Annotated in this window: 29 protein-coding genes and 1 tRNA gene; 15 read left to right on the top strand and 15 right to left on the bottom strand. The window is 59.7% G+C overall.

The genetic code is table 11. The annotated features are described in order from the left end of the window. Positions 1–4 precede the first annotated feature (4 nt). From EL18_RS06965 to EL18_RS06925, 9 genes are all read left to right on the top strand, one after another. Positions 5–1,510 carry an NADH-quinone oxidoreductase subunit M gene (locus tag EL18_RS06965; protein ID WP_036484181.1) on the top strand — a complete coding sequence of 502 codons (1,506 nt, stop codon included), beginning with the start codon at positions 5–7 and terminating at the stop codon, positions 1,508–1,510. Between the two features lie 16 nt (positions 1,511–1,526). Next, entirely contained in the window at positions 1,527–2,963 is a 1,437-nt protein-coding gene (gene nuoN / locus EL18_RS06960; RefSeq protein ID WP_036481128.1) for an NADH-quinone oxidoreductase subunit NuoN, read from the top strand. Between the two features lie 4 nt (positions 2,964–2,967). Further along, positions 2,968–3,795 carry a biotin--[acetyl-CoA-carboxylase] ligase gene (locus tag EL18_RS06955; RefSeq protein ID WP_036481126.1) on the top strand — a complete coding sequence of 276 codons (828 nt, stop codon included), beginning with the start codon at positions 2,968–2,970 and terminating at the stop codon, positions 3,793–3,795. A gap of 77 nt (positions 3,796–3,872) precedes the next feature. Beyond that, the gene (locus EL18_RS06950; protein WP_425277149.1) at positions 3,873–5,480 is read left to right on the top strand and encodes a ribonuclease J; all 1,608 of its coding nucleotides are present in this window, start codon (positions 3,873–3,875) and stop codon (positions 5,478–5,480) included. 9 nt (positions 5,481–5,489) lie between these two features. Further along, the gene (gene mce / locus EL18_RS06945; protein ID WP_036481123.1) at positions 5,490–5,894 is read left to right on the top strand and encodes a methylmalonyl-CoA epimerase; all 405 of its coding nucleotides are present in this window, start codon (positions 5,490–5,492) and stop codon (positions 5,892–5,894) included. Positions 5,895–6,004: 110 nt separating this feature from the next. Then, entirely contained in the window at positions 6,005–6,274 is a 270-nt protein-coding gene (locus EL18_RS06940) for a DUF1467 family protein (RefSeq protein ID WP_036481121.1), read from the top strand. 502 nt (positions 6,275–6,776) lie between these two features. Continuing rightward, complete coding sequence (proS, locus tag EL18_RS06935) at positions 6,777–8,099, top strand: proline--tRNA ligase (protein WP_036481119.1); 1,323 nt, start codon at positions 6,777–6,779, stop codon at positions 8,097–8,099. After that, on the top strand, positions 8,100–9,383 hold the full coding sequence (locus EL18_RS06930; protein ID WP_036481117.1) for a lipoprotein-releasing ABC transporter permease subunit: 1,284 nt from the start codon (positions 8,100–8,102) through the stop codon (positions 9,381–9,383). Further along, positions 9,383–10,081: an ABC transporter ATP-binding protein gene (locus EL18_RS06925; RefSeq protein WP_036481115.1), complete on the top strand. Its 699-nt coding sequence runs from the start codon at positions 9,383–9,385 to the stop codon at positions 10,079–10,081. Before EL18_RS06930 ends, EL18_RS06925 begins: the two co-directional genes overlap by 1 nt. Before the next feature lie 674 nt (positions 10,082–10,755). Here the strand turns inward: EL18_RS06925 and lipB are convergent. Continuing rightward, positions 10,756–11,472, bottom strand: coding sequence for a lipoyl(octanoyl) transferase LipB (lipB, locus tag EL18_RS06920; RefSeq protein ID WP_036481113.1), 717 nt, complete (start codon positions 11,470–11,472; stop codon positions 10,756–10,758). Between the two features lie 242 nt (positions 11,473–11,714). On the opposite strand from lipB, the gene EL18_RS06915 reads away from it, so the two are divergent. Further along, a tRNA-Leu gene (locus EL18_RS06915) sits at positions 11,715–11,799 on the top strand. 55 nt (positions 11,800–11,854) lie between these two features. On the opposite strand, the gene EL18_RS06910 is transcribed toward EL18_RS06915, so the two are convergent. From EL18_RS06910 to EL18_RS17255, 14 genes are all read right to left on the bottom strand, one after another. Continuing rightward, a complete protein-coding gene (locus EL18_RS06910) occupies positions 11,855–12,922 on the bottom strand; it encodes a tyrosine-type recombinase/integrase (protein WP_244444531.1) in 1,068 nt (355 codons plus the stop codon). An 8-nt stretch (positions 12,923–12,930) separates the two neighbouring features. Next, positions 12,931–13,137, bottom strand: a complete 207-nt coding sequence (locus EL18_RS06905) for a hypothetical protein (protein WP_036481109.1) — start codon at positions 13,135–13,137, stop codon at positions 12,931–12,933. After that, the gene (locus EL18_RS06900; RefSeq protein WP_036481107.1) at positions 13,134–13,541 is read right to left on the bottom strand and encodes a hypothetical protein; all 408 of its coding nucleotides are present in this window, start codon (positions 13,539–13,541) and stop codon (positions 13,134–13,136) included. The genes EL18_RS06905 and EL18_RS06900 overlap by 4 nt, the downstream gene beginning before the upstream one ends. Continuing rightward, on the bottom strand, positions 13,538–13,939 hold the full coding sequence (locus tag EL18_RS17265) for a nuclease domain-containing protein (RefSeq protein WP_051913844.1): 402 nt from the start codon (positions 13,937–13,939) through the stop codon (positions 13,538–13,540). Before EL18_RS17265 ends, EL18_RS06900 begins: the two co-directional genes overlap by 4 nt. Then, positions 13,939–14,145 carry a hypothetical protein gene (locus EL18_RS06890; RefSeq protein WP_036481105.1) on the bottom strand — a complete coding sequence of 69 codons (207 nt, stop codon included), beginning with the start codon at positions 14,143–14,145 and terminating at the stop codon, positions 13,939–13,941. Before EL18_RS06890 ends, EL18_RS17265 begins: the two co-directional genes overlap by 1 nt. Further along, complete coding sequence (locus tag EL18_RS17260; protein WP_051913842.1) at positions 14,142–15,419, bottom strand: recombinase RecT; 1,278 nt, start codon at positions 15,417–15,419, stop codon at positions 14,142–14,144. Before EL18_RS17260 ends, EL18_RS06890 begins: the two co-directional genes overlap by 4 nt. A 2-nt stretch (positions 15,420–15,421) precedes the next feature. Beyond that, positions 15,422–16,465, bottom strand: coding sequence for a PD-(D/E)XK nuclease-like domain-containing protein (locus tag EL18_RS06880; protein ID WP_036481103.1), 1,044 nt, complete (start codon positions 16,463–16,465; stop codon positions 15,422–15,424). Between the two features lie 172 nt (positions 16,466–16,637). Then, positions 16,638–17,042: a hypothetical protein gene (locus EL18_RS06875; protein ID WP_152552968.1), complete on the bottom strand. Its 405-nt coding sequence runs from the start codon at positions 17,040–17,042 to the stop codon at positions 16,638–16,640. Between the two features lie 31 nt (positions 17,043–17,073). After that, positions 17,074–17,313: a hypothetical protein gene (locus EL18_RS06870; protein WP_036481099.1), complete on the bottom strand. Its 240-nt coding sequence runs from the start codon at positions 17,311–17,313 to the stop codon at positions 17,074–17,076. Beyond that, entirely contained in the window at positions 17,314–17,916 is a 603-nt protein-coding gene (locus tag EL18_RS06865) for a hypothetical protein (RefSeq protein WP_036481097.1), read from the bottom strand. Further along, entirely contained in the window at positions 17,913–18,134 is a 222-nt protein-coding gene (locus EL18_RS06860; RefSeq protein ID WP_036481095.1) for a hypothetical protein, read from the bottom strand. The genes EL18_RS06865 and EL18_RS06860 overlap by 4 nt, the downstream gene beginning before the upstream one ends. Positions 18,135–18,136: 2 nt before the next feature. Beyond that, positions 18,137–18,526 (bottom strand): hypothetical protein, encoded by a 390-nt coding sequence (locus tag EL18_RS06855; protein ID WP_152552967.1) that lies wholly within the window; start codon positions 18,524–18,526, stop codon positions 18,137–18,139. Between the two features lie 594 nt (positions 18,527–19,120). After that, entirely contained in the window at positions 19,121–19,411 is a 291-nt protein-coding gene (locus tag EL18_RS06850; protein WP_036481091.1) for a hypothetical protein, read from the bottom strand. An 11-nt stretch (positions 19,412–19,422) separates the two neighbouring features. Beyond that, positions 19,423–20,109 (bottom strand): LexA family transcriptional regulator, encoded by a 687-nt coding sequence (locus EL18_RS17255; protein WP_051913840.1) that lies wholly within the window; start codon positions 20,107–20,109, stop codon positions 19,423–19,425. Between the two features lie 66 nt (positions 20,110–20,175). Between EL18_RS17255 and EL18_RS06840 the strand changes: the two genes are divergently transcribed. The 5 genes from EL18_RS06840 to EL18_RS06815 all read left to right on the top strand — a co-directional run bounded on the left by EL18_RS06840 (position 20,176) and on the right by EL18_RS06815 (position 22,582). Beyond that, positions 20,176–20,394: a helix-turn-helix domain-containing protein gene (locus tag EL18_RS06840; RefSeq protein ID WP_036481089.1), complete on the top strand. Its 219-nt coding sequence runs from the start codon at positions 20,176–20,178 to the stop codon at positions 20,392–20,394. Next, on the top strand, positions 20,391–20,642 hold the full coding sequence (locus tag EL18_RS06835; protein ID WP_036481087.1) for a hypothetical protein: 252 nt from the start codon (positions 20,391–20,393) through the stop codon (positions 20,640–20,642). The genes EL18_RS06840 and EL18_RS06835 overlap by 4 nt, the downstream gene beginning before the upstream one ends. A gap of 177 nt (positions 20,643–20,819) precedes the next feature. Continuing rightward, positions 20,820–21,263, top strand: a complete 444-nt coding sequence (locus EL18_RS06830; protein WP_036481085.1) for a hypothetical protein — start codon at positions 20,820–20,822, stop codon at positions 21,261–21,263. Positions 21,264–21,625: 362 nt separating this feature from the next. Next, complete coding sequence (locus tag EL18_RS06820) at positions 21,626–22,051, top strand: hypothetical protein (RefSeq protein WP_036481081.1); 426 nt, start codon at positions 21,626–21,628, stop codon at positions 22,049–22,051. A 21-nt stretch (positions 22,052–22,072) separates the two neighbouring features. Next, complete coding sequence (locus tag EL18_RS06815; RefSeq protein WP_036481080.1) at positions 22,073–22,582, top strand: ribosome modulation factor; 510 nt, start codon at positions 22,073–22,075, stop codon at positions 22,580–22,582. The last annotated feature ends 50 nt before the right edge of the window (positions 22,583–22,632 follow it).

Genomic DNA, 22,632 nt, shown 5'->3' with positions numbered 1-22,632 from the left:
CACAATGACCGACTGGCCCATTCTCTCCACGGTCACCTTCCTGCCGCTGGTCGGCGCGTTCCTCATCCTGCTCATCCGGGATGATGGCGCGAATGCGCGGCGCAATATACGCAATGTCGCGCTGCTGACGACCGTCTTCACCTTTATCCTGTCGCTCTTCATCTGGATCGGCTTCGACAATTCCGCTCCCGGCTTCCAGATGGTCGAGAAACAGGAATGGCTCGCCTCCGGCATCAAGTATCACATGGGTGTCGACGGCATCTCGATGCTCTTCGTCATCCTGACGACCTTCCTCATGCCCTTCTGCATCCTGGCCAGCTGGGAAGCGATCGAGCATCGCGTGAAGGAATACATGATCGCGTTCCTGATTCTGGAAACGCTGATGATCGGCGTCTTCTGCGCGCTCGATATCGTCATGTTCTACGTGTTCTTCGAGGCCGGCCTCATCCCGATGTTCATCATCATCGGCGTGTGGGGCGGCAAGCGCCGCGTCTATGCCAGCTACAAGTTCTTCCTCTACACGCTGCTCGGCTCGCTGCTCATGCTGCTGGCCATGATGGCGATGTATTGGGATGCAGGCACGACCGATATCCCGCAGCTCCTGACTCATGTCTTCCCGTCAGGCATGCAATACTGGCTATGGTTCGCCTTCTTCGCCTCCTTCGCTGTAAAGATGCCGATGTGGCCGGTGCACACCTGGCTACCGGACGCCCACGTCGAGGCGCCGACCGCCGGCTCGGTCATCCTGGCAGGCATCCTCCTGAAGATGGGTGGCTACGGCTTCCTGCGTTTCTCGCTGCCCATGTTCCCGGTGGCCTCCATCGACCTGGCACCGCTTGTCTTCACGCTGTCTGTCATTGCAATCATCTACACCTCGCTGGTGGCGCTGATGCAGGAAGACATCAAGAAGCTGATCGCATACTCTTCCGTCGCTCATATGGGTTTCGTGACCATGGGCATCTTTGCTCTCAACGAGCAGGGCATCCAGGGTGCGATCTTCCAGATGATCTCGCACGGCCTCGTCTCCGGCGCGCTCTTCCTGTGCGTGGGCGTCATCTATGACCGCATGCACACCCGCGAGATCGCGGCCTATGGAGGTCTGGTGAACAACATGCCGAAATATGCGGTGGTGTTCCTTGTCTTCACCATGGCCAATGTCGGTCTGCCGGGCACCAGTGGCTTTGTCGGCGAGTTCCTGACCCTGATGGCCGCCTTCCGCGCCAACAGCTGGGTCGCCTTCTTCGCGGCAACGGGCGTTATCCTGTCCGCAGGCTATGCATTGTGGCTCTATCGTCGGGTGATCTTCGGCGCGCTGACCAAGGAAAGCCTCAAGGGCCTATCGGACCTGTCGCTGCGCGAGAAGACCATCCTCTATCCGCTTGTCATCCTGGTGATTTTCTTTGGCGTCTATCCGGCTCCGCTGCTCGATGTGACGGCAGCTTCCGTCGAGGCGCTTATCAACCAGGTCGGTGTATCGGCCGAAACGGCGCAAGCCGCCGCAGCAAACTGAACGGGAACGCTAGACGATGACATTTGATCTGACCTCCAGCCTGATCCTCGCCGTTCCCGAGTTGGCACTTGCCCTCGGCGCGATGCTGCTCCTCATGATCGGCGTCTTCTCCGGAGACCGTGCCGACACGACCGTGACCGGCCTTGCCGTGGCGCTCTTCCTCGGCGCCATTGCCTGGATCATCATCTTCCCGACCGAAGGCTATGCATTCGCCGGTGCCTTCGTCTCCGACGGCTTCTCGCGCTTCTTCAAGGTGCTGACGCTGATCGGTGCGGCCGTCACGCTCATAATGTCGGTGGGCTTCGCCAAGGCAGAAAAGTTCGACAAGTTCGAATATCCCGTCCTCATCATGCTCTCGGTTCTGGGTATGATGCTGATGATCTCCGCCAATGACATGATCGCGCTCTATCTTGGCCTCGAGCTGCAGTCTCTGGCGCTTTATGTCGTCGCCGCAATCAACCGCGACAGCGCACGGGCGACCGAAGCCGGCCTAAAATATTTCGTCCTCGGCGCGCTTTCTTCCGGCATGCTGCTCTACGGTGTATCGCTCGTTTACGGTTTCACCGGTGGTACGCAGTTCGATGCGATTGCAGCGGCACTTAGCGGCGGTGAGCGTCAGCTCGGCCTCGTCTTCGGACTGGTCTTCGTTCTCGCAGGCCTCGCCTTCAAGATCTCTGCCGTTCCCTTCCATATGTGGACACCAGACGTCTATGAAGGTGCGCCGACGCCCGTCACCGCATTCTTTGCCGCTGCACCGAAGATGGCAGCGGTCGCACTTCTTGTGCGCGTGACCATGAGCGCATTCGAGCCGATCGCCGTCGACTGGCAGCAGATTGTCGTCTTCATCTCGATTGCATCCATGGTACTCGGCGCATTCGCTGCAATCGGTCAGCGCAACATCAAGCGCCTGATGGCCTATTCTTCCATCGGTCACATGGGTTACGCGCTGGTTGGACTGTCGGCCAATTCCGAAGCGGGTGTGCGCGCCGTTGCCGTCTATATGCTGATCTACCTGGCGATGACGCTCGGCACATTTGCCATCATCCTCGCCATGCGCCGCAACGACACCAATGTCGAGCAGGTAAGCGATCTGGCGGGTCTTTCCTCGACCAATCCGATGATGGCGACCATCATGACCATCATGATGTTCTCGCTGGCAGGCATCCCGCCAATGGCCGGTTTCTGGGCCAAGTGGTATGTTTTCCTCGCAGCCATCGATGCAGGCCTGATCGCTCTCGCGGTCATTGGCGTGCTTGCCTCGGTCGTCGGTGCCTTCTACTATCTGCGTGTCGTGAAGGTGATGTGGTTCGACGAATCCGCCGGTGGCTTCCAGCCAATGGCAGGCGAGCTGCGTTTCGTGATGCTGCTGTCGGGCGCCTTCGTCCTGTTTTACATGCTCGTCGGCGCACCCGTCGAACTGATGGCCGAAGCCGCTGCAACATCCTTCTTCTAAGAGGCTGATGTTCACGCTCGCGCCAGAAGCCCTCGAAGCAGGCTATCGCCTGGAGGGCTTCGACGCGGTCGGTTCTACAAATGCTCTGGGATTGGAGCGGGCTGCTGCCGGTGAGCGTGGCCCGCTTTGGCTTGCCGCCCTCCAGCAGACCAGTGGCCGCGGCAGGCGAGGACGCGACTGGGCTTCGCCCCACGGAAATCTTGCAGCATCGCTTCTGCTCGCCGACGGTCTGGAACCGGCAACAGCTGCTTCACTTGGTTTCGTGGCCGGGCTTTCCCTTGCCGATGCATTGGAGCGTGCAGCACCTGAAATCCAGATGCGCATGGCGCCCGATTATGCGCAGGATCATAAAGCGCGACCGCTGTTTCAGCTCAAATGGCCAAATGACGTGCTGGCCGATGGTGCAAAACTCTCCGGCATCCTCCTCGAGAGCTCCATTCTGCAGGATGGGCGCTTTGCGGTGGTTATCGGAATAGGGGTGAATGTGGTCGCGGCACCTGAAGGCTTGCCATATCCCGCAAGCTCGCTTGCCGCACTTGGCTCCGGTCTGAAAGCCGAAGAACTGTTTGAAATGCTGAGCGCCTGTTGGGTGCAAAATTATCGCCTCTGGAACAAGGGACGGGGCCTGCCCGCGATCCGAGATCGATGGCTTGAGAAAGCTGCGGGTCTGGGCGGCGAAGTCGCCGTCCGCGTGGACGAGCGGGTCGTACGTGGTGTGTTTGAAACCATTGACGAAAGCTGTCGCTTTGTTATCCGGGAAAATGATGGAACGCGCACGCGCATCGCAGCAGGCGATGTGCATTTTGGCGCTGTCGCCTCCGTGCGGCAATGAAGAACAGGTGAAAGAACGTGGCAAACGATAAGAACGAGCTGGTCTTCTGCCCGCTGGGCGGCGTCGGTGAAATCGGAATGAATTTCGGCCTCTATGGCTATGGTCCGCGCGACAAGCGCGAATGGATCGTGGTCGATTGCGGTGTGACCTTCCCGGGTTCCGATCTGCCTGGCGTCGATCTGGTCCTGCCTGACACGCGGTTCATCGAGCGCGAGGTCAAGCGGCTGCGTGGCATCATCATCACCCATGCCCATGAAGACCACTATGGTGCGCTTCTCGACCTTTGGCCGCGCCTGAAGGCCGAGGTCTGGATGACGCCGTTTTCTGCGGGGCTTCTTGAAGCCAAGCGCGAGGGTGAGCACAACGCGCCCGACGTGCCGGTACGCATCTTCAAGCCCGGCGAGACCTTCGAGGTCGGTCCATTCTCCATCGAGGCGATCCACGTCACCCACTCCATCCCGGAGCCGGTATCGCTGGCGATCACCAGCCCGGCAGGCACGGTCATTCACACCGGAGACTGGAAAATCGACCCCGCACCTTCGCTCGGTCAGCGCATAGACGAGGCGCGTTTCCGCGAGCTTGGAGAGGCCGGCGTTCTGGCTCTGGTCTGCGACTCCACCAATGCCATGCGTGAAGGGGAATCTCCTTCGGAAGAAGCCGTCGGCAAGGGACTGCGCGAAGTCATCGAGGAGGCTGCTGGCCGCGTGGCCGTCACCACCTTCTCCTCGAATGTGGGGCGCATCCGATCGATCGCGGAGGCCGCCCGTGATGCGGGCCGTCAGGTGCTCGTGCTTGGCCGTTCGCTCAAGCGCGTCATCGATGTGGCAACCGACCTGGGTTATCTCGAAGGACTGCCGCCATTCCTGCCGGAGGAGGACTTTGGCTACCTCCCGCGCGAGAATGCGGTCATTCTTTGTACCGGCAGCCAAGGCGAATCCCGTGCAGCGCTCGCCAAGCTTGCACGCGACGAGATGCGCAATGTGGCGCTGACGGCGGGCGATACTGTCGTCTATTCCTCCCGCGTCATTCCCGGCAATGAGAAGGCGATAATCGAGACCAAGAACCTGCTGATCGAGCAGGGCATCAGGATCATCGAGGACACCGACGCGCTCGTCCATGTCTCCGGCCATCCGCGCCGCAATGAACTCCGCCAGATGTATGAATGGGTGAAGCCGAAGGTTCTCGTGCCAGTTCACGGCGAGGCAGCGCATCTGGTGGCGCATGGCGCGCTTGGCGCCCAGGCGGGTATTCCGGAAGTTGCCCAGATCCGCAATGGTGACGTGTTGAGGCTTGCGCCCGGCGCTGCCGAAATCATCGATCAGGCTCCGGTCGGCCGCATCTTCCGCGATGGCAAGATCATCGGCGATGATGAGGAAGTAGGCGTTCGCGACCGTCGCAAACTCTCCTTCGCCGGCCATGTCGCCGTCAATGTTGTCATGGATGACAAGTTGAACCTGGAGGGCGATCCGGATCTCGTCGCCATCGGTGTACCCGAGAAGGACGACACCGGTGCATTTCTCGAGGATCTGATGATCGAATCGGCTGTCTCTGCCGTGCGTTCGATTCCGCGCCAGAAGCGGCGCGATCTCGATCTGGTCGCGGAAGCTGTACGCCGCGCAGTGCGTGGTGCCGCTGCGCAAAGCTGGGGCAAGAAGCCGATCGTCACCGTCTTCGTCACCCAGTAGGAGAGGCATATGATCGGGAAGCTCAATCATGTTGCAATTGCCGTCCCGGATCTTGAGGCGGCCTGCATCACCTATCGCGATGCGCTTGGCGCGTCGCTGTCCCAGCGCCAGGAGCTTCCCGAACACGGTGTGACGGTGGTCTTCATTGACCTTGGAAACACCAAGGTCGAGCTGCTCGAGCCGCTCGGCGAAAATTCACCGATCGCGCAGTTCCTGGAGCGCAATCCCACGGGCGGCATGCACCACATCTGCTACGAGGTGCCCGATATCCGATCGGCGCGTGATCGCCTTCTTGCCGAGGGCGCGCGGGTGCTGGGTGATGGGGAGCCGAAGATCGGAGCTCATGGCAAGCCCGTCCTCTTTTTGCATCCCAAGGATTTTTGCGGCACGCTTGTCGAACTCGAAGAGGTGTGACCGGCGGTCGCGTGGCTGTTTCACCTCGCCGGTGCTAGAGCATGCCCCTGCGTCAGGACCACTTGCGGTTCTGGCTCCCAATCCCACACAAGCCCATGCGGAGCTGGTGAATGAGCCTGATTTCCTTCCTCGCGGTATTCCTGATCGTCTGGTGGATCATGCTGTTCCTGTCACTGCCCGTGGGATTGCGCACGCAGGATGATGAAGGGGACGTCACTCTCGGTACCACCTCCAGCGCTCCCCGTGGGCGACATGTGGGCAGAGCCTTTCTGCGCGCCACGATCCTGACCCTGATCGTGATGGGCGTACTCTATGGTCTGACGCGCGGGCTTGGCCTGGGGTTCGACGACATCCCCAACATGGTTCCCGGTCTGGACTGACAAGCGCTGCACCTGGCGACAGCGGCCGCTGCCAGCCGCGCACGCTTATTTCCTCATCATGAAGACGGGATACAGAAGGGCAGGTGAGGCTGACTTCGTGTTAGTCGGCGAATGACCTTGGGCCAAAAAAAATGCAAGGCACGAAGCCTTGCAAACAAAACGCGTCCGATCCATTTCCGTTCATGTCACGGCGGCTGCGAATAACCGCGCCAGGATCTTATCCTCCCAAGACTTTGACCGCGTAGTGAGAACGGATTTTTCTCCGCCCTCTTATTGTGTGGACGAAACATAGACTCAGTTTCACGAACTTGTCACGAAAAATTTTCGCTTGTGTGCGAATGTTACGTTTTGTGATCATTCCTGCGAATGGCAATCGCTGCAGGTGCTGGGCGGGTCTGCGGAAGCTCGGGTTTTCAATTCGTTACGAAATCGCTAAGAAGCGCAGGCTCTTTAATGCGGGCTCATGATTCCGCGCCCGTTTCTCATGTAATGGATTATCTCGATGCGTCTGTCCCGCTTCTTCATGCCGATCCTGAAAGAGAACCCGCGCGAGGCGGAGATCGTGTCCCATCGGCTGATGCTGCGCTCCGGCATGATCCGCCAGCAGGGGGCGGGCAGCTTCTCGTGGCTGCCGCTCGGCAAGCGCGTTCTCGACAAGGTCAACCAGATCATCCGCGAGGAGCAGAACCGTGCTGGCGCGCAGGAGATCCTGATGCCGACCATCCAGTCGGCCGATCTGTGGCGCGAAAGCGGACGCTATGACGATTACGGCAAGGAGATGCTGCGCATCACCGACCGCCACGACCGCGAACTTCTCTATGGCCCGACAAATGAGGAGATGGTGACGGATATTTTCCGTTCCTATGTGAAGTCCTATAAGGACCTGCCGCTCAATCTCTACCACATCCAGTGGAAGTTCCGTGACGAGGTGCGCCCGCGCTTCGGCGTCATGCGCTCGCGCGAATTCCTGATGAAGGACGCCTATTCCTTCGATCTGGATTATGATGGCGCGAAAGCGGCCTATAACCGCATGTTTGTCGCCTATCTCCGCACTTTCGCCCGAATGGGACTGAATTCCATTCCGATGCGTGCGGATACCGGCCCCATTGGTGGCGATCTCAGCCACGAATTCATCATTCTCGCCTCCACCGGCGAGAGCGAGGTCTTCTGCGACCGCGCCTTCCTCCAGATGGAGGTGCCCGACGAGAATGTGAACTTCTCCGATGATGCGGAAATCGCCGGCATCGTGGAGAAGTGGACCACCCCTTATGCCGCCACTGACGAGATGCACGAGGAAGCGGAGTGGTCAAAGGTTAAAGGCGACGACCAACTCTCCGCACGCGGCATCGAAGTCGGCCACATCTTCCATTTCGGCACGAAATATTCCGAGCCGATGGGGGCAAGCGTCACCGGTCCCGACGGACAGGAGCATCTCGTCTCCATGGGGTCATACGGCATCGGTCCGTCGCGTCTGCTGGCGGCCATCATCGAGGCAAGCCATGACGAGAACGGCATCATCTGGCCGGAAGCGGTGGCACCTTTCCAGGTCGCGCTCATCAACATGAAGGTGGGCGATGAAGCCTGTGACGGTGCCTGCGAGACGCTCTATGATGAACTCACTGCGGCCGGTATCGAAGTGCTCTACGACGACACCGACCAGCGCGCCGGCTCCAAATTCGCAACCGCCGACCTGATCGGTCTGCCCTGGCAGGTCATTGTCGGCCCGCGCGGCGTCAAGGCTGGTGAGGCCGAAATCAAGAACCGCCGGACAGGCGAGCGCGAGGCATTGCCGCTTGGCGATGTGACAAAGAGGCTGGGCGCTTAGATGGCTGTGTCCGCCAAGACCAGCGAGGGGGGCGGCCCCTTCTCCCATTTCGAGCGACTGGTTGCCTGGCGCTATCTGCGTTCCCGTCGCAAGGAGACGGCGGTCTCGGTCATCGCGTCCATTTCTTTCGTGGGCATCATGCTCGGCGTGGCGACGCTGATCGTGGTCATGGCGGTCATGAACGGCTTCCGCGCCGAACTGATGAGCAGGATCCTTGGCATCAACGGTCACGTGATCCTCCAGCCGACCGACCTGCCGCTGGAAGATTATGAGGCGCTGTCGGACCGCTTGATGGAACTGGAGGGAGTGCGCCTTGCAATACCTCTCGTCGAGTCACAGGTGCTGGCTTCAGGCACGCGCGGTGCATCCACAGGTGCGCTCGTGCGCGGCGTTCGCACCGAGGATTTCACCAAGCTGGATCTGGTTTCGGAGAACATACGCCACGGCTCGCTCGTCGATTTCGCCGCGGGCGAGGGCGTTGCCATAGGGACGCGCATGGCACAGCGCCTCGGCCTTGCACTTGGCGACATGATTATCCTCGTCGCGCCGGAAGGTGATGTTACGCCCTTCGGCACCACGCCGCGGGTGAAGGGCTATCCGGTAACGGCGATCTTTGAAGTCGGAATGTCGGAATATGACGCCTCCATTGTCTTCATGCCGCTGGAGGAAGCGCAGCTCTTCAACAATATGGAAGGACGCGTGGAGCTTCTGGAAGTCTTCATCGACGATCCGGACAATGTGGATGCCGCGCGCGAGGCCATTGCCTCGGTTCTCACCCAGCCGCTCCTCATTTCAGACTGGCGTCAGCGCAACCAGACCTTCTTCTCTGCCCTGGAGGTGGAGCGGAACGTGATGTTCATGATCCTGACCATGATCATTCTCGTGGCCGCCATGAACATCATTTCCGGCATGATCATGCTGGTGAAGGACAAGGGGCACGATATCGCCATCCTGCGCACCATGGGCGCGACCAGTGGCGCGGTCATGCGCATCTTTGTCATGGCAGGTGCGGCAATTGGTGTGGCGGGAACGCTTGCAGGCTTCATTCTCGGCACGCTTCTGTGCCTGAATGTGGAATCGATCCGCCAGTTCTTCTCCTGGCTTTCCGGCTCCACGATCTTTGATCCGGAAGTCTATTTCCTCTCCACATTGCCGGCAGACATGGATTCGGGCGAGACGGCATCCGTTGTCATCATCGCGCTGCTTCTGTCTTTCCTGGCCACCATCTTTCCCGCCTGGCGCGCCTCGCGCCTCGATCCCGTTGAAGCATTGAGATACGAGTAATGGCGACAGCCGTTCTGGAACTGAAGGCGATCGATCGCCAGTTCACCCAGGGTGCAAAGGTTCTGCGCATCCTCGAAGGTGCAGATTTCACGCTCAATTCCGGCGAAACGGTCGCGCTCGTCGCACCGTCCGGCACGGGCAAGTCCACGCTTTTGCACATTGCCGGTCTGCTGGAACATGCAGATTCTGGCGAAGTGACCGTAAACGGCCAGTCCTGCACCGGTCTCTCGGACGACAAGCGCACGGCCATCCGCCGCCGTGAGATCGGATTTGTCTACCAGTTTCATCATCTCCTGCCGGAATTCACCGCCCTGGAAAATGTGATGATGCCGCAGCTCATCGCCGGTCTCCCGCCGAAGGAAGCGCAGGAGAGGGCGGCGCAGCTCCTCGACTATTTGAAGATCGGCAAGCGCGCGGATCACCGTCCAGCCGAGTTGTCTGGTGGTGAGCAGCAACGCGTGGCCATTGCGCGAGCCGTGGCCAATGCGCCGCTGGTTCTTCTTGCCGACGAGCCGACGGGCAATCTCGATCCGGCAACGGCAGGCTATGTCTTCGAAGCTCTGGAAGCCCTTGTGCGCCAGTCAGGCCTTGCTGCGATGATAGCCACGCATAACGAGGAACTCGCGCGCCGCATGGATCGATGCGTGACATTGCGTGACGGCAAGATTGTCGAGATCGACGTCAAAGGCGGTCGGTGAGGCGCCGTTTGCATATGAGGCCGCGGCGCTGACCATCGCCCCACCGCTGCCGATTGCAGACGATCGGGCCAGGGCGATTTACCGACACGCGGGACTGACTGGAAGAGTCCCGCAGGCCAGATAAGCAGGCTGCCCGCCACGCTCGCCGTTTCGGCGTCGGGTAGCACACACTCTCTTCTCCATTTTGGAAAAAAGTATCAAAGCAGGAAAAGGGTTCGCGTGCACCCCGCTGCCCTGACGGTTTTGCCTGGGCACACACGGTTGCATCTGCAGCTGCCCAACCAGACAGGACATCCGAAATCGCCGATAACCTTTTGTTCACCCTGCGAGCTCTAACGCGGTTGACGAGAACATTAGAGGAACATATAAGGATCATACAAGGTTCAAAACACACTTATGCACAGGAGACACCCATGACCGACCTCATCCAGGATGTTGTTTCGCTGGTCGCAGTAAGCTCGTTCATCGTGGTTGCAGCCACCTGGATAGGTGCGCTCTGATCGTCAGTTCCGACGCATGAAAATGCTTGTGCCGCCGCGTGCAATGCACGCACAAACGCGGCGGCACGGATGCCGCTGCATCGACGCAGCGAGATCAAGCCGCGTCGGCCGGGAAATCAGGGACCGGGCGCGGGTATGCCTTGGCAGGGGAGCTGGGCTGTGAAGCGGGGCGGCTTACCGGTCTACGGACGGGCCGAAGATCTCGCCAAATGACCGTCGCAGAGCAAGGTCATAATCTTCCATGGCAACGGGAAGTCCCAGATCGACGAGGCTGGTTACGCCATAGCCGGTGATGCCACAGGGCACGATCCCGCCGAAATGGCTGAGATCGGGTTCCACATTTACCGCAATCCCGTGGAAACTCACCCATCTGCGCAAGCGGATGCCGATCGCCGCGATCTTGTCTTCCATCATGCTGCCATCGGGAAGAGGGGCCTTGTCGGGTCGCTCAACCCACACGCCGATCCGGTCACACCGCCGCTCGGCCCGGATATTGAAGGAAGCGAGGCTGTGGATGATCCATTCCTCCAGGGCCTTCACGAAAGCGCGGACATCTTCGCGCCTGCGTTTCAGGTCCAGCATGACATAGGCCACGCGCTGCCCCGGTCCGTGATAGGTAAATTCGCCACCGCGGCCAGCCTTGTAGACGGGAAATCGATCGGCCTGCACCAGGCCATCAGGCTTCGCGCTGGTGCCGGCGGTATAGAGCGGCGGATGTTCGACGAGCCAGACCAGTTCACATGCTTCGCCGGCGCGGATCGCATCGGCTCTTTGTTCCATGAATGCCAGGGCCGATTCGTAATCGGTGAGCCCGGGTTCCACGCGCCACTCCACAGGCGCATTTGCGCTCTGAGGATGAAAGGTGACCCGATCCTCGGCAAGCTTGCTCATGGGGGATTCTCCGATACTGGCTGCAGGCGCCGGCATACGCGGCGGCCAACTTGGCTGGCCCCTACATAAGCGTTTCAGCGGTGGCGTTCCAGTCCCGGCCAGGCGCGGCGAACAGGCCGGGAAAGGTGGAATATCCCCAGGCCTGTCTTTTTCGAAAAATCATTCAATCTCAGGCTTGTGCGCCCTCAGCCTATTTGCTACATGCCCCTCCGTGGCCGGCAGCGCTGGCCACTTCGTTACGTGCGGTCGTGGCGGAATTGGTAGACGCGCAGCGTTGAGGTCGCTGTGGGGCAACCCGTGGAAGTTCGAGTCTTCTCGACCGCACCAGCCTTCCTTACCAGAGGCAACGAAATCAATGGGTTGGCGGCAAAAGTGTCCCACGTCAAACCCATGCTTGGGACACCTTCACTCGATCAATAGCAGTTTTCGCGAGCTTCCAGCGCTCTACACGGCGCGTGTAGACTTCGCTGGTCTTGGCCTCGGAATGACCGAGGATCGCCATGATCTCGTATTGGCTGCAGCCCAGCTCTGCCAGAAGCTCGGCAAGCCCTTTTCGGACGCCATGCGCTGAGAGGTCCGCGAGGCCTGCATCCTTGCACCAGCGCTTGAACATGGCTGACATGCTGTCGCCACTGGCGAACGGCTTCCCACCTCTTCCCAGCACATAGGTTGCGCCCTGCACCGTCATCGCCCTGGTGGCTTCCTTGAGCGGCGGAAGCAGGGGAATGGAGACCTCCGTCGATCCCTTCTTCAATGGCGTCCAGCGCAGCGCCTCAATCCCGTCTATGACGCATTCATGGCTTCGCCCAAGTACGGTCAGGTCTTCGATCCTGCAGCCAGTCCAGAGCAGCACTGACAGCGCCACATGGGGCTTCGTGCCGATTCGGTGCTTAGCGAAGAATGCGCGCACATCGGCAGCCTTCCATGGCTTTGCGCCGCTGCCCTTCCGATAGATCGGCTTGATCCCGCGTGCAGGGTTCTGCTGCAGGTATTTCCGCTCGATGGCCCAGTCATACATGACGCCAACGGCTTCGATGAAAGCATCAGCCTGCGCCGGTGTCGCGCCCATGGCGTCCTGCATCTCGATCAGCTTCTCCTGCGGGATCAGCATCGTGCGGTCTGGACGTTCCAGCAGACGGGTCAGAAGGTTGCGCTTCTTCTTGAGGGTTTTGGGGCTCGTGGTGCCTGCCTGCACCCGTGCCTCCAGAAACTCGAAATAAGCATTGACCATCCAGCCGATCGATTTGGGCTTGGCATAGTCGGATGCAGCTTTGAGAGGTTCGGGCTTCTCACCGCGGCGTGCAGCGAGATACTGCCGTTGGAAATCGGGATCATCGGGGCCGCAATGGATGCGGATGCGCTTTGCCTTGTCGCCTTCCGGCCGCACGCGATAGCGCTTCTTGCCAGAGGGCAGGGGCTCCACCACGAGCCCCGGAAAATTCACCTTCATGGGTGGCCTCACCATTCTTCGAGGCCACCATCATTTTGAGCAGGCTTGCGGTTCTCAATGCCGCCGCAGTGGATCTCCACTTCTCCACCGGAAACGCACACCTTATCCACACTCAGGCCAGTCTCCTGAACAGCCGTGAGCGCAGCCTTGATGGCGGCTACACTCGCGCGGACACGCTTGGAGCGCTTCGCCGGCTGTTCGAGGTGGGTGGTCACTTATGGCCTCCCTGAGCGGCTTCGAGCAGAGTGCGTGCCTGGGCTGTGGTGATGGCGAGACCGTCAAGTTCACCTTCCACGGCGGCAATCAGTCGCGCCGCCGTTTCCTCTGTCGCCTTGGGGGCGGGCTCTAGCACCAATGCAGCCATTCGGCGCCAATGCTCCCACGCCTTTTGCTTGCCGTCTTCCTCGCTCTCGCACGGAAACCTCTGCTCCGCATCAGTCGTGCAGGTCCACCACCAACCAAGATCATCGCGATCGACGGTGTAAACGGCGAACGGCATGGCTGCGATTGGACCGTCTGGCGTATCCACCCAGGCCAAGGGCTTGATGCGGCCAATCTCGAAAGCGGGTGCCGGTTCGGTGCTGTTCAACTGGTCAATGACTTCATCGAGGGTGGTCATGCTCTTTCCTTCGCTCGCTTTGGGAATGGCCTGCTCGGGATCGGCCGCGAAGGCATCTTCGCCTTCTTCTTTCGCCTGCGCTTCGCTGTAGCCGGATCGACGGGAATGATGACCAGCCCGTGCTCAACCCAGATCGTCCAAGTGCGCTGGAGCCCGCGAAGCCAATAGAAATACTCGTGCCACTTCTCAGGGAGCCGGTGCTGATCAAGCGCCTCATGGCAAGCGCTGCATCCGAACGCGGCGTGGTAGTCGTGGCTCTTGTTGCCGATGCCCTTCACCTCAGAAGGCGCATGGCACAGCACCACGGTTTCGGGGTTGTGATTGCAGACGCCTGGGATGGAAAATGAACAGTCCTGCCCGCACGCGCTGTTGCGGAGCTTCTGGGAAACAATGCCCATCACGCCACCTTTCCAGACAGCAGAGCCGTCATCGCCTTGCGCTTCTGCTCCGCGATGCTTCCGGCACCCTTCTTGTGGGATCGTCTGTAGGCGCGCTCCTGCCGGTCCAGATCAGCGAGGATAGGGCAGGCGCGGTGCAGTACCTTCCTCTGCCTCCAGTTCTGCCATGACAGGATGGCGCGGCGGATCAAGCGGGTGGAGATCATGCCTCCACCTCCGGCAGCTTGGCCTTCAGATATTCCTCTGCCTTGGCGCGCTCGGCTGGCTTCTCCGCGATCCGCAGAGCCGTGTCCTTGCACTTGTCGACAAAGGCGGTGTGATCCGGCAGTTCGTTGCACCATGCAGCGGCGAACTTCTCGACCTTCTCTTTCCGCTTCTCGACATCGCCACCGCTCGTGTCAGTGGCCGCACCGAGCAGCCGATCGATGCATTCGGTCATCGCCGCATAGGTCTGAGGATTGACGGCAGAGGAAGCACCCGCCTCGTCACCATGAGAGGCTTCAGGAGTGCTGGCCTGTTCTGTGGATGCTTCCTCTGCCTGGTCCGCCGCTTCAGCGGGTTCGGATTCGGTGGCGACGGTGCTGGGGGTTTCGGGGGCGGGGTCAGCACCGTCGCCTTCATCGGCCAGAGAGGGGGAAGCCGATGAAACTTGTTCTGCGTCTTCACTGGTGAGCGTTCCGGTCTCGCGGGTGATGTGATCGATGTCGAAGCCTTCGCCACGATCCATCTCGATCTGGGGCGTTGCAGAGGCGCGGAAACGGGCCATGACCGACTGGCGCGGTTCCGGTGCGCGGCTGAGGTCGTACATCTCATTGTCGCGCTGGATCAGATCGTGGATATCTGAGGATAGCGGCAGGCGCTTCGCCAGACGGCGGATAGCGGACTTCTTCGCCATCTCTTCCCACCAGTCTTTCCATGGGCCTTTCTCGCCACTGCGGGAGACTGATCTGATCTTCTCGATATCACGGGTGGTGAGCGCTTCGACGTAGAGCGTGCCATCCTTCGTCTTTGCCATCGCGAAGACCTGACGGATCACATTATGGTCGGGCTCCTCGGCTGGCTCGTACAGGACGTGCTCGCCTTCATCGTCAACCCAGGTCCGATACGTGTCACCGCCATAAACCACCTTGGCTGTGATCAGTGAGATATCGCCGGATTGGTGGATTTTCTTGATGATGCCGCCGATCATCGGCATCCACTGCACGCGGTTCTTGAACAGAACGAACGCGCCTTCGCGCTTGTCCGGCAGAAGACCATCCTGCGCGGCTCGCATGGTGGCTTCCATCAATGATTTGCGATCAGCAAAGAGGATGTTTGTATCCGTCATAACCGCCGTCGCAACCACGCGCTGAAATTTCTCGGGTGGTATGTTCGAGCCGATCAGCGCCTCGCAGAAGGCCTCGCTTTGACCTTTCATCTGCTGGCGAAATTTATCCTTCTCAGCAAGTTCACGCTGAGTGCTGGTTGCGATCTGGTTCATGGTCAAGCGGCCTCCTGCTGGGCGGTCTGTTCTTCGTGATCGAGAAATTCATCGAGGCGCGTCTTCGCCCATGGCTTGAGCTGGATCTGACGCTCGCCATTCGCGAACGGTCGCGCTCCTGGCCATTCGCCATCATCAAGGCACTGCCGGATGGTCTTCAGGCACCACCGAACCGCACGCTCGCCACGGTCGATGTCATGAACTGAAATCTCGACATGCGCGGTGTCTGGCACGTCATCATTCAGGACGTAGAACAGCACGAATGTCTCGAAGGGCAGTCCAAGCGCACGGCAAACCATGCGTGTCATCGCGGCCTGCAGGTAATAGCCAGCATCGAACAGTTGCCGCTCGAGGAAGTCTTCATCCAGCTTGGCGACGGTTTTCAGGTCCGAGAAGACACCATCAGCCGCGGGGATTACGTCAGGACGCGCCTTCAACCAGATGCCGGTTTCAGGGTCTTTGGCGAACATCGACCGTTCCACACGGCCATTCAGCGCGCCCATCTGCACCAGCGGATGCTTGGAAGCATCGTCAGCGATCCGCTTGATGCGCTCGATCTGCTCTTCCGAGATGATGGTCAGATGCTTGTGATCTTCCAGCCAAGCCTTGCAGTCGTTGGCATTGGCGTTCCACTTCCGGCGCTGGTCCGTTGGCAGCGCACCATCGTCTGGGCGATAGTCGGGCCGCACCGCGAATTTCTCCGAAAATACTTCATCGCCAAGCAGGAGCGCATGAGCCGCCTTGCCGAAATCCAGCGCCTTGGAGCCTTCTGGTTCAATGTGGTCGGGGTTCCACTTCCACCGGCCCCAGAACGCTTTCGGTGAGCCGCCATGAGCCGGCAGAAGCCATTTCAGGGCTGATTTGGAGACAGATGGACCATCAAGCAGATCAGGCTTGCCGTGATAGTCATCGAGGCTGACGCCGGAAAACACGCCATCGCTGTAGATGGTCTCCCCATCCCATGCGCGCTCTTTTGCCAAGCCGCCGACAATCCTGTTCGCCAGGTCGCCAATGGAGTCCATGCGGTCAAAGTCGAGGTCGGTCATGGCTGGAGTTCCTCGTTAGATGGGCGCTCTGCAAAAACCTCGGCCCATGGCCTTGGGTCGCGAGCTTCTTCATCCGTTGCGTTGAAGTATTTCTGGCGCCAGAAGACGCGGGTGCTTTCCAGCCTGCTGTCAACGTGACTGACCAAGTTCAGCATGAAGGCATACGCAAGCATCACTCGCCCTCCGGGAACATGGAGAGGAAGTTGGCGATCTCGCGCTCTCGGCTTTTCGTGCCATCGCGATATCCCAGTACGTAACCAAGTGCTTTCCTTACCTCCCCCCGCGTCGGTCCCTTCATGCGCTGGAGGATTTGGGTGCGGGTCTCGTCAGCCTCTTTGACCAGACTGCGGAACTCGTCATGACCTATCGCAGCCATTCGGGATGCGCTTACGCACTCGATCAGCGCCTTCAACAACCCTTCATCGCTCAACCGCCTCTGTGCTGGTGGGGCGACCTTGATGGACAAGCCTTTGGGGTTGAGGCCGATTGCTTCGACAACATCACCGTCCTCATTGAGGAAGCCGATTGGTTCCACGCCCAACTTCATCCACTCGCCGATGGTCTTGAACTGGCTCATATCCATGTCCTCTCGTGTCGTTGATCCGCGCTCAGGCCCCAAAGACGAGCGCGCAGAATGGGATTGCGAACGCGAGGGAGGCCATCAGCGCTGCAGCGGTCGGCGTCTCTGCCAAGGCGCGCTCCACGATCTCAGCCACACGGGCGAAGGTGTCGGCGCTCTTGCGCTCTTCCTCGGCTGCATCTGTTTCACCGGCATCAGCGCAGATCATCGCCCAGCGCATGTGCTTGGCTTCCTCGTGACGGGCGTAGGTCGGGCTGGGGTGGTTCATTTACGCGGCCTCCCTCAATTTGCGCACTGCATTCTTGCGGGACCACATCGATCTTGATCCAAGGCCTGCTGGCGATAGGAATTTCCCTTTCCAGCCAGGAACATCAGCGCCGACATCGAAGCGAGGATCGAAGAACTGGCCGGTATAGCCGCAGCGAACCAAAGGGTTCAGAAGATCAGCCAGCTCGCGGCATGTGCGAAGAGCGTCAGCCTTCACGCGATCAAGCGAATAGGAGTATCCAATCTCGCTGTCCCAAAGGTGCCCATAGTCGCATCCAACCCTGATCCACCTGCGCGTTCCGTCAACCTGAGCATACTTCTCATAGAACGTGATCCCGCCGTGGAAATCGCCTCCCTCAAGGACGCTGCCCCATGTGTCGTAAGAAGGCTCGTCGTGCCCATTGGATCGATGCCAGTGATTGGCGACAGGCAGCCATACCTTTTCCCAATCTTCGGGCCGCAACTGGTCTTCATGGATGATCACGTAATAGTTCCACATCCCTTTCCCGTCGCACATATTACCAACGCCCCAATGGGCGATCTCGAAGGCAAGTCCCTCGGGGCTGGTGCCGGTCCAGGTGTTTCTCTGAGACAGGTCGCTCATGACGCCCTCCGCTCTGCGATCTGCGCCTTGAGATCGGCAACGCGCTTGCGCCAATGAGCCTTTTCCCGAAAAGCCCGCTCGGTGTTGTCGATGTAATCAGCGCAGAAGAGCTCTCTTTCGGCGTGATGAAGCGATGCTTCCAGTTCGGCAAGCGACGGGCCATTCAGCGCCTTGGACAGCGCGGCTCCTGCGGCTTGGTAGGTCGATGTGGCTGGCATGGTCAGGCCCTCACCTTGACGGGGCGCTGCGTGCGCATCTGGTGGGCACAGAGGACGGCGAGCAGAAGCGCGAGCGTCGGCGTCGCGCCGTTGCATCTCACGTCATCCTTCGGTCCGCAAATATCCGCACGGCCAATGCGCTCGCATCCGATGGTCCGGTGCGCGACCTCAATATCGATCGGCCCATCATCAAGAAGGCGAACCGCCAGTGCCATTGCGCAGTGCAGATCGTCGGTGAACGGCGCGGGCTTCTGGTAAGTAACGTTGCCGATCTCGACCATGAAGCTTTCATCATCGATCTCGTCGCCAGCCCGATCCCAAAGACCTTGCAGGAATTCATCAACCTCGCGGTTGCGCTCCCTGCCACTGCTGGCCTCGATCTTCTCGATCACCTCTTGGAGTTCCATCTCTCATCCCTCTCAATCAGCCCCAGATCGGCGGTGTCGCTTCTTCGTGGGGCGGGTGGTTGTTGAGAGGAAGATTATGCACAAATGCATAGATAGTCAATGCACTTGCGCATAAAAATATTCGCGCATATGTTGCCTGCATGCGGAAACGCAAAAACCCCGGCGGCTTTGCGGGCCAACCGGGGTTGCAGATGTCAGGCATTCAACGGTTGTGAATTTACCCGCGTACACGCGGAAAAGCAACGTCTGGCTCTGTGGCTGTGACCGGGTGCAATTCCCGGCCGGAACAAGCAGCAGGCGCGGGGGTCGAAAGTCCTACGGTGCCACCGGAAACAGAGGACGGATAGCTGAAAGGCGTCCTGCCAGGCGAACGACCGATACGACGGTTCAAGTCATGGTATGCGGCCTCCCTACCTCTGGGGAACTTTGGTTCTCTGGGGGTAGGGGGGTCTTTACCTGCTCACTCCCTCCTCTCGGGTTCAAGGACTTGGTCAACAGGTAGAAGATAGCTTGAGATGTTTCAGATCTTGAGAGGTTGAAGATAATACTCAACCTATCAGAACTGTTGATGATTGAGCTTCATTCGCCATTTCGCTCGGGCAGCATTGAAATCGCAATCGCGCGAATGGTGCTGTCATCCGCTGTCAGCAGAAACCCGCATTGCTCATCGGTCAGCGTTGCCGCGATCCCGGCGATCGTTGCGCCTTCGCCATTCTCAGCGATAGATGCGGCGATTTGTGCTTCGTGACGGGTGCCTTTGGCTTCCTCAACCAGCACCGGAAAAACGCGATGGGCTGCCGCGCGACAACCGTCAGCCAAGGCTGGTGACGAGGCTGTGATAAGCAGAAGTGCAGCGATTGCGGCTCGCATGGTTTCTCCGGTCAGGTCGTGAAGCGTCCAATGAAGCGCCCGATGATGGTGATTTCATCAAGCGTCAGCTCGCGCTCAGGATGGCGGGGATTGTCGGATGATACCTTCACCACCACAACGTCATCAGAGGGCTTGGACACAACGTCGAGCCGTTTCACCACCACGCCCCCAAATTCATCGGCCAGAGCATAAACGCCCGGTGGCGAAGGCACGCGGTGTCGAGTGTCGATGAAGACGATATCGCCATCATCGAGCGTCGGTTCCATGCTGTCGCCCTGGACCGGAAACGCTGCGATGCTCGAAGCTTTCACACCCATTCGCGAAAGAGCCCAGTCGGGTATGCGCCAGTGATCGCGCACCACCTCCTTGGCGAAGGTGATTCCATTTCGGGCTGTCGACTCCAATGCGACCAGACCGCCGCCACCCAGCCCGCCGGTAACATCGATCTCGGGGATCGAGTTTTTGTCGACCGACACCGGCGCGTCAGTAAAGTTGATGATGTCGAGTTGTTGCGCGAGTTCAGTGATCTTGTCGCGGCTCACCACGTCGATGGTGCCACCCTTCAGCCAACGAGAGACGGAAGATTGGTTCACGCCTAGCATCTCTGCCAGTCGGGCCTGCTTGCCGCCTGCCTCTTCGAGCAGGGCCTTCAAGATCGCTAAGTAGTTCATGCTATTGCCGTTATCCAGCGTCGCCATGCATGTAAAATGCACGCATGCATAAAATTGTTGACAGCAAATGCACTTGCGCATAAGCATTGATGCATGAGCACGATCAAATTCATCCGAAAAGAGCTTCTGGGCGTCAGCCAATCCCACATGGCTGTGATCGCAGAAACGAACCAGGCCACCGTCAGCCGCTGGGAGAACGGGGACTCGTCTCCGAACCTCGAGCAGCTTGGCAAAATTCGTGCAGCCGTGAAGGCCGCTGGCAAGGACTGGAAGGATGAATGGTTCTTCCAAAGCCCGGAGGCTGCGGCATGAGCTGGAACTTCGACCTCAGCGCCGCACCGAAAGGCAAGCCGATCCAGCGCGAAGTGAAGCGCAAGGGTGAGGTGGTCTTGGTGGACGATTTTCAGCATCAGAAGATCATCGCTGCCGGTCGCTGTGGCGTGGTCACTGTTTCCCGCTGGCTGCCGGAAGAAGGCCGCTGGGAGATGTTCACGAAAGAGCACCCGCCGATTGCTTGGCAGCCTTGGCCGGAACATCCGGAAGCAGGAGCAGCCGCATGACCTCCTGCACAGACATGATCGGCTGGATCGACATCGCTGGCATGACTGCGATCTGCGTATTCGGCCATCTCTATCTCAAGGCGAGGTGGGGGTGATGGAAAACGCTTTGGACCTCGCAGACACCATCGTCATCGCGTTCCTCGTACTGGCTTACATTGAGTTCCTGAGGGCGCTGAAATGACCCTCCACGACATGAACACCAATAGCCGTGAACTCCTCCCCACGGCTGACCGCGCAGCAGGGGCGCCTGTGTCTCGCGTCCCTGCTGCCACCTCAACCCGCACTACCAGAACGAACAAGGTCCGGTCAGGTGCGAAGACGAACAAGCACCAGGTCATTGCGTATCTGCAAGCGCATGAAGGCGCGACGGCGCAGGACGTGGCCAAGGCGCTTGGAACGTCTGTGGAGTATGTTCGCGCCACAGCGACCCGCAATGGGCTCAAGCTGGGCCGCGCACGCTCGCAGAACGTCACCTTGAAGATCAGCGAAAGCGCATTCTTTGCGCTCGAAGAGGCGGCAGCCAAGCGCGAGATCACGTCTCTCCAGCTTGCACGCCAGATCCTGCAGACCGTGGCGACAGAGAACCTTGTCGATGCCGTTCTGGATGACGGGAGAGCGTAATGGCTTGGCATCTTGCTCTGTATCTCCTGCTGTCATCGTGCGTTGGCTTCGTTGCCGGTGCCTGGCTTGTACATTGGCAGATGACCCGTCGAGAACGGGCGCCATCCTGCCTGTGCCGAGACCTTCTTGTTTCTCCTGAAGATGCCGCGCGGCGCGGAGGTGGCCTGTGAACCACCCCGCATTGCGCAATCACCGAATAGATCAAGCTGCACGTTCTGATTTGCTTCCCGGCGCTTCTGACTGTGCATGTCTCGATCCCTTTCATCCTGTCTTGGACTTCACGCCGCCCGGCTGGGCGACCTCGTGGAGCAAGGAAATCCCCGTCTCCAACGCTTCTGAACGTAGCGAAGGGGGAATTCCCGATGAGAGAAAACCAGAGGCGCGACCGAGAAATTCCACGGCGCGAGACGGAAATCATGCGTGCTGAGTTGATTGCCGAGGAAATGGCCTCAGCCGTCCGCCTGCTTGGCGGGAACGGAACGGCCAAAGAGCAGAACTGGCGGGCTTCCCGCCTCACTGGCCTGTCGCAGACGGTCATCGAGCGTCTGCGGTGGAAGAAGATCAAGCGGATACCGGCTGATATTGCGGACACGGTTCGCGAGGCCGTCGAGAGCCACAACGAAGGAAGTCTTCAACGTGCGAAACACGAACTCTTCATGGCGCAACAGCGCAACGCGGTGCTGGCTGCGAAGCTGCGCGCAGTCGATCCAGATCGCTACCGGTCGGAGATTGATTGCCTGCGGGGGCCGGTTTCAGGCCTGGGGCGCAACGCTGATCTATCGAGTTGAGAAATCCCGAAAGGAGCGAGCATGACCGCCATCGGCCACAACAGCGACAAGGAAGCGCTGGCAGAGCAGACCTTCCTGAGCGTGTTCCGAGAGATCAAGGAGCGCAAGTCCGCCATCGGTGAGGAAATGGGTGAGATCAACGAGGCCTACAAGCGCCTGAAGGTCCACGGCTTCACCAAGGCTGACATCAAGTTCGCGATGGAGCTGGAAGAGAAGGATGCAGGCGACGTGATCGCCACGATGCAGCGCCGCATCCGCATCGCAAAGATGTTCGGTCACGGGCTCGCTCGCCAGTTCGACATGTTCGAGGAAGACCGGACGCCTCTCGAAGAGCGCGCCTATGAGGAAGGTCTTGCGGCCGGAAAGCTTCGCAAGGGGCAGGGTGCCAATCCCTATGACGCCACAAGCGCAGCAGGGCAGGCATGGCTGAAAGGCGAGGCAGAGGGCAACGCCTTCGCCAATGCCGATCTGTCGAGCGCGCTGGAGCAGGATGAACCGTTTCCTGACGAGACAGCAGAAGCAGCCGAGTAACCCGCGCGTGCCTTGCGCCGGGGCTATCGGCGCATCCCCTTAATTCGAGG

This window comes from Nitratireductor basaltis, from assembly GCF_000733725.1.
GTDB lineage: Bacteria > Pseudomonadota > Alphaproteobacteria > Rhizobiales > Rhizobiaceae > Chelativorans > Chelativorans basaltis.
This window is presented reverse-complemented; position numbering and strand designations above follow the sequence as displayed.

Coding starts and splice junctions, on each gene's coding strand:
- EL18_RS06965 (WP_036484181.1), top strand. CDS start 5: ATGACCGACTGGCCCATTCTCTCCACGGTCACCTTCCTGCCGCTGGTC.
- nuoN (WP_036481128.1), top strand. CDS start 1,527: ATGACATTTGATCTGACCTCCAGCCTGATCCTCGCCGTTCCCGAGTTG.
- EL18_RS06950 (WP_425277149.1), top strand. CDS start 3,873: ATGAATTTCGGCCTCTATGGCTATGGTCCGCGCGACAAGCGCGAATGG.
- mce (WP_036481123.1), top strand. CDS start 5,490: ATGATCGGGAAGCTCAATCATGTTGCAATTGCCGTCCCGGATCTTGAG.
- EL18_RS06940 (WP_036481121.1), top strand. CDS start 6,005: ATGAGCCTGATTTCCTTCCTCGCGGTATTCCTGATCGTCTGGTGGATC.
- proS (WP_036481119.1), top strand. CDS start 6,777: ATGCGTCTGTCCCGCTTCTTCATGCCGATCCTGAAAGAGAACCCGCGC.
- EL18_RS06930 (WP_036481117.1), top strand. CDS start 8,100: ATGGCTGTGTCCGCCAAGACCAGCGAGGGGGGCGGCCCCTTCTCCCAT.
- EL18_RS06925 (WP_036481115.1), top strand. CDS start 9,383: ATGGCGACAGCCGTTCTGGAACTGAAGGCGATCGATCGCCAGTTCACC.
- lipB (WP_036481113.1), bottom strand. CDS start 11,472: ATGAGCAAGCTTGCCGAGGATCGGGTCACCTTTCATCCTCAGAGCGCA.
- EL18_RS06910 (WP_244444531.1), bottom strand. CDS start 12,922: ATGAAGGTGAATTTTCCGGGGCTCGTGGTGGAGCCCCTGCCCTCTGGC.
- EL18_RS06900 (WP_036481107.1), bottom strand. CDS start 13,541: ATGACCACCCTCGATGAAGTCATTGACCAGTTGAACAGCACCGAACCG.
- EL18_RS17265 (WP_051913844.1), bottom strand. CDS start 13,939: ATGGGCATTGTTTCCCAGAAGCTCCGCAACAGCGCGTGCGGGCAGGAC.
- EL18_RS06890 (WP_036481105.1), bottom strand. CDS start 14,145: ATGATCTCCACCCGCTTGATCCGCCGCGCCATCCTGTCATGGCAGAAC.
- EL18_RS17260 (WP_051913842.1), bottom strand. CDS start 15,419: ATGAACCAGATCGCAACCAGCACTCAGCGTGAACTTGCTGAGAAGGAT.
- EL18_RS06880 (WP_036481103.1), bottom strand. CDS start 16,465: ATGACCGACCTCGACTTTGACCGCATGGACTCCATTGGCGACCTGGCG.
- EL18_RS06875 (WP_152552968.1), bottom strand. CDS start 17,042: ATGAGCCAGTTCAAGACCATCGGCGAGTGGATGAAGTTGGGCGTGGAA.
- EL18_RS06870 (WP_036481099.1), bottom strand. CDS start 17,313: ATGAACCACCCCAGCCCGACCTACGCCCGTCACGAGGAAGCCAAGCAC.
- EL18_RS06865 (WP_036481097.1), bottom strand. CDS start 17,916: ATGAGCGACCTGTCTCAGAGAAACACCTGGACCGGCACCAGCCCCGAG.
- EL18_RS06860 (WP_036481095.1), bottom strand. CDS start 18,134: ATGCCAGCCACATCGACCTACCAAGCCGCAGGAGCCGCGCTGTCCAAG.
- EL18_RS06850 (WP_036481091.1), bottom strand. CDS start 19,411: ATGCGAGCCGCAATCGCTGCACTTCTGCTTATCACAGCCTCGTCACCA.
- EL18_RS17255 (WP_051913840.1), bottom strand. CDS start 20,109: ATGGCGACGCTGGATAACGGCAATAGCATGAACTACTTAGCGATCTTG.
- EL18_RS06840 (WP_036481089.1), top strand. CDS start 20,176: ATGAGCACGATCAAATTCATCCGAAAAGAGCTTCTGGGCGTCAGCCAA.
- EL18_RS06835 (WP_036481087.1), top strand. CDS start 20,391: ATGAGCTGGAACTTCGACCTCAGCGCCGCACCGAAAGGCAAGCCGATC.
- EL18_RS06830 (WP_036481085.1), top strand. CDS start 20,820: ATGACCCTCCACGACATGAACACCAATAGCCGTGAACTCCTCCCCACG.
- EL18_RS06820 (WP_036481081.1), top strand. CDS start 21,626: ATGAGAGAAAACCAGAGGCGCGACCGAGAAATTCCACGGCGCGAGACG.
- EL18_RS06815 (WP_036481080.1), top strand. CDS start 22,073: ATGACCGCCATCGGCCACAACAGCGACAAGGAAGCGCTGGCAGAGCAG.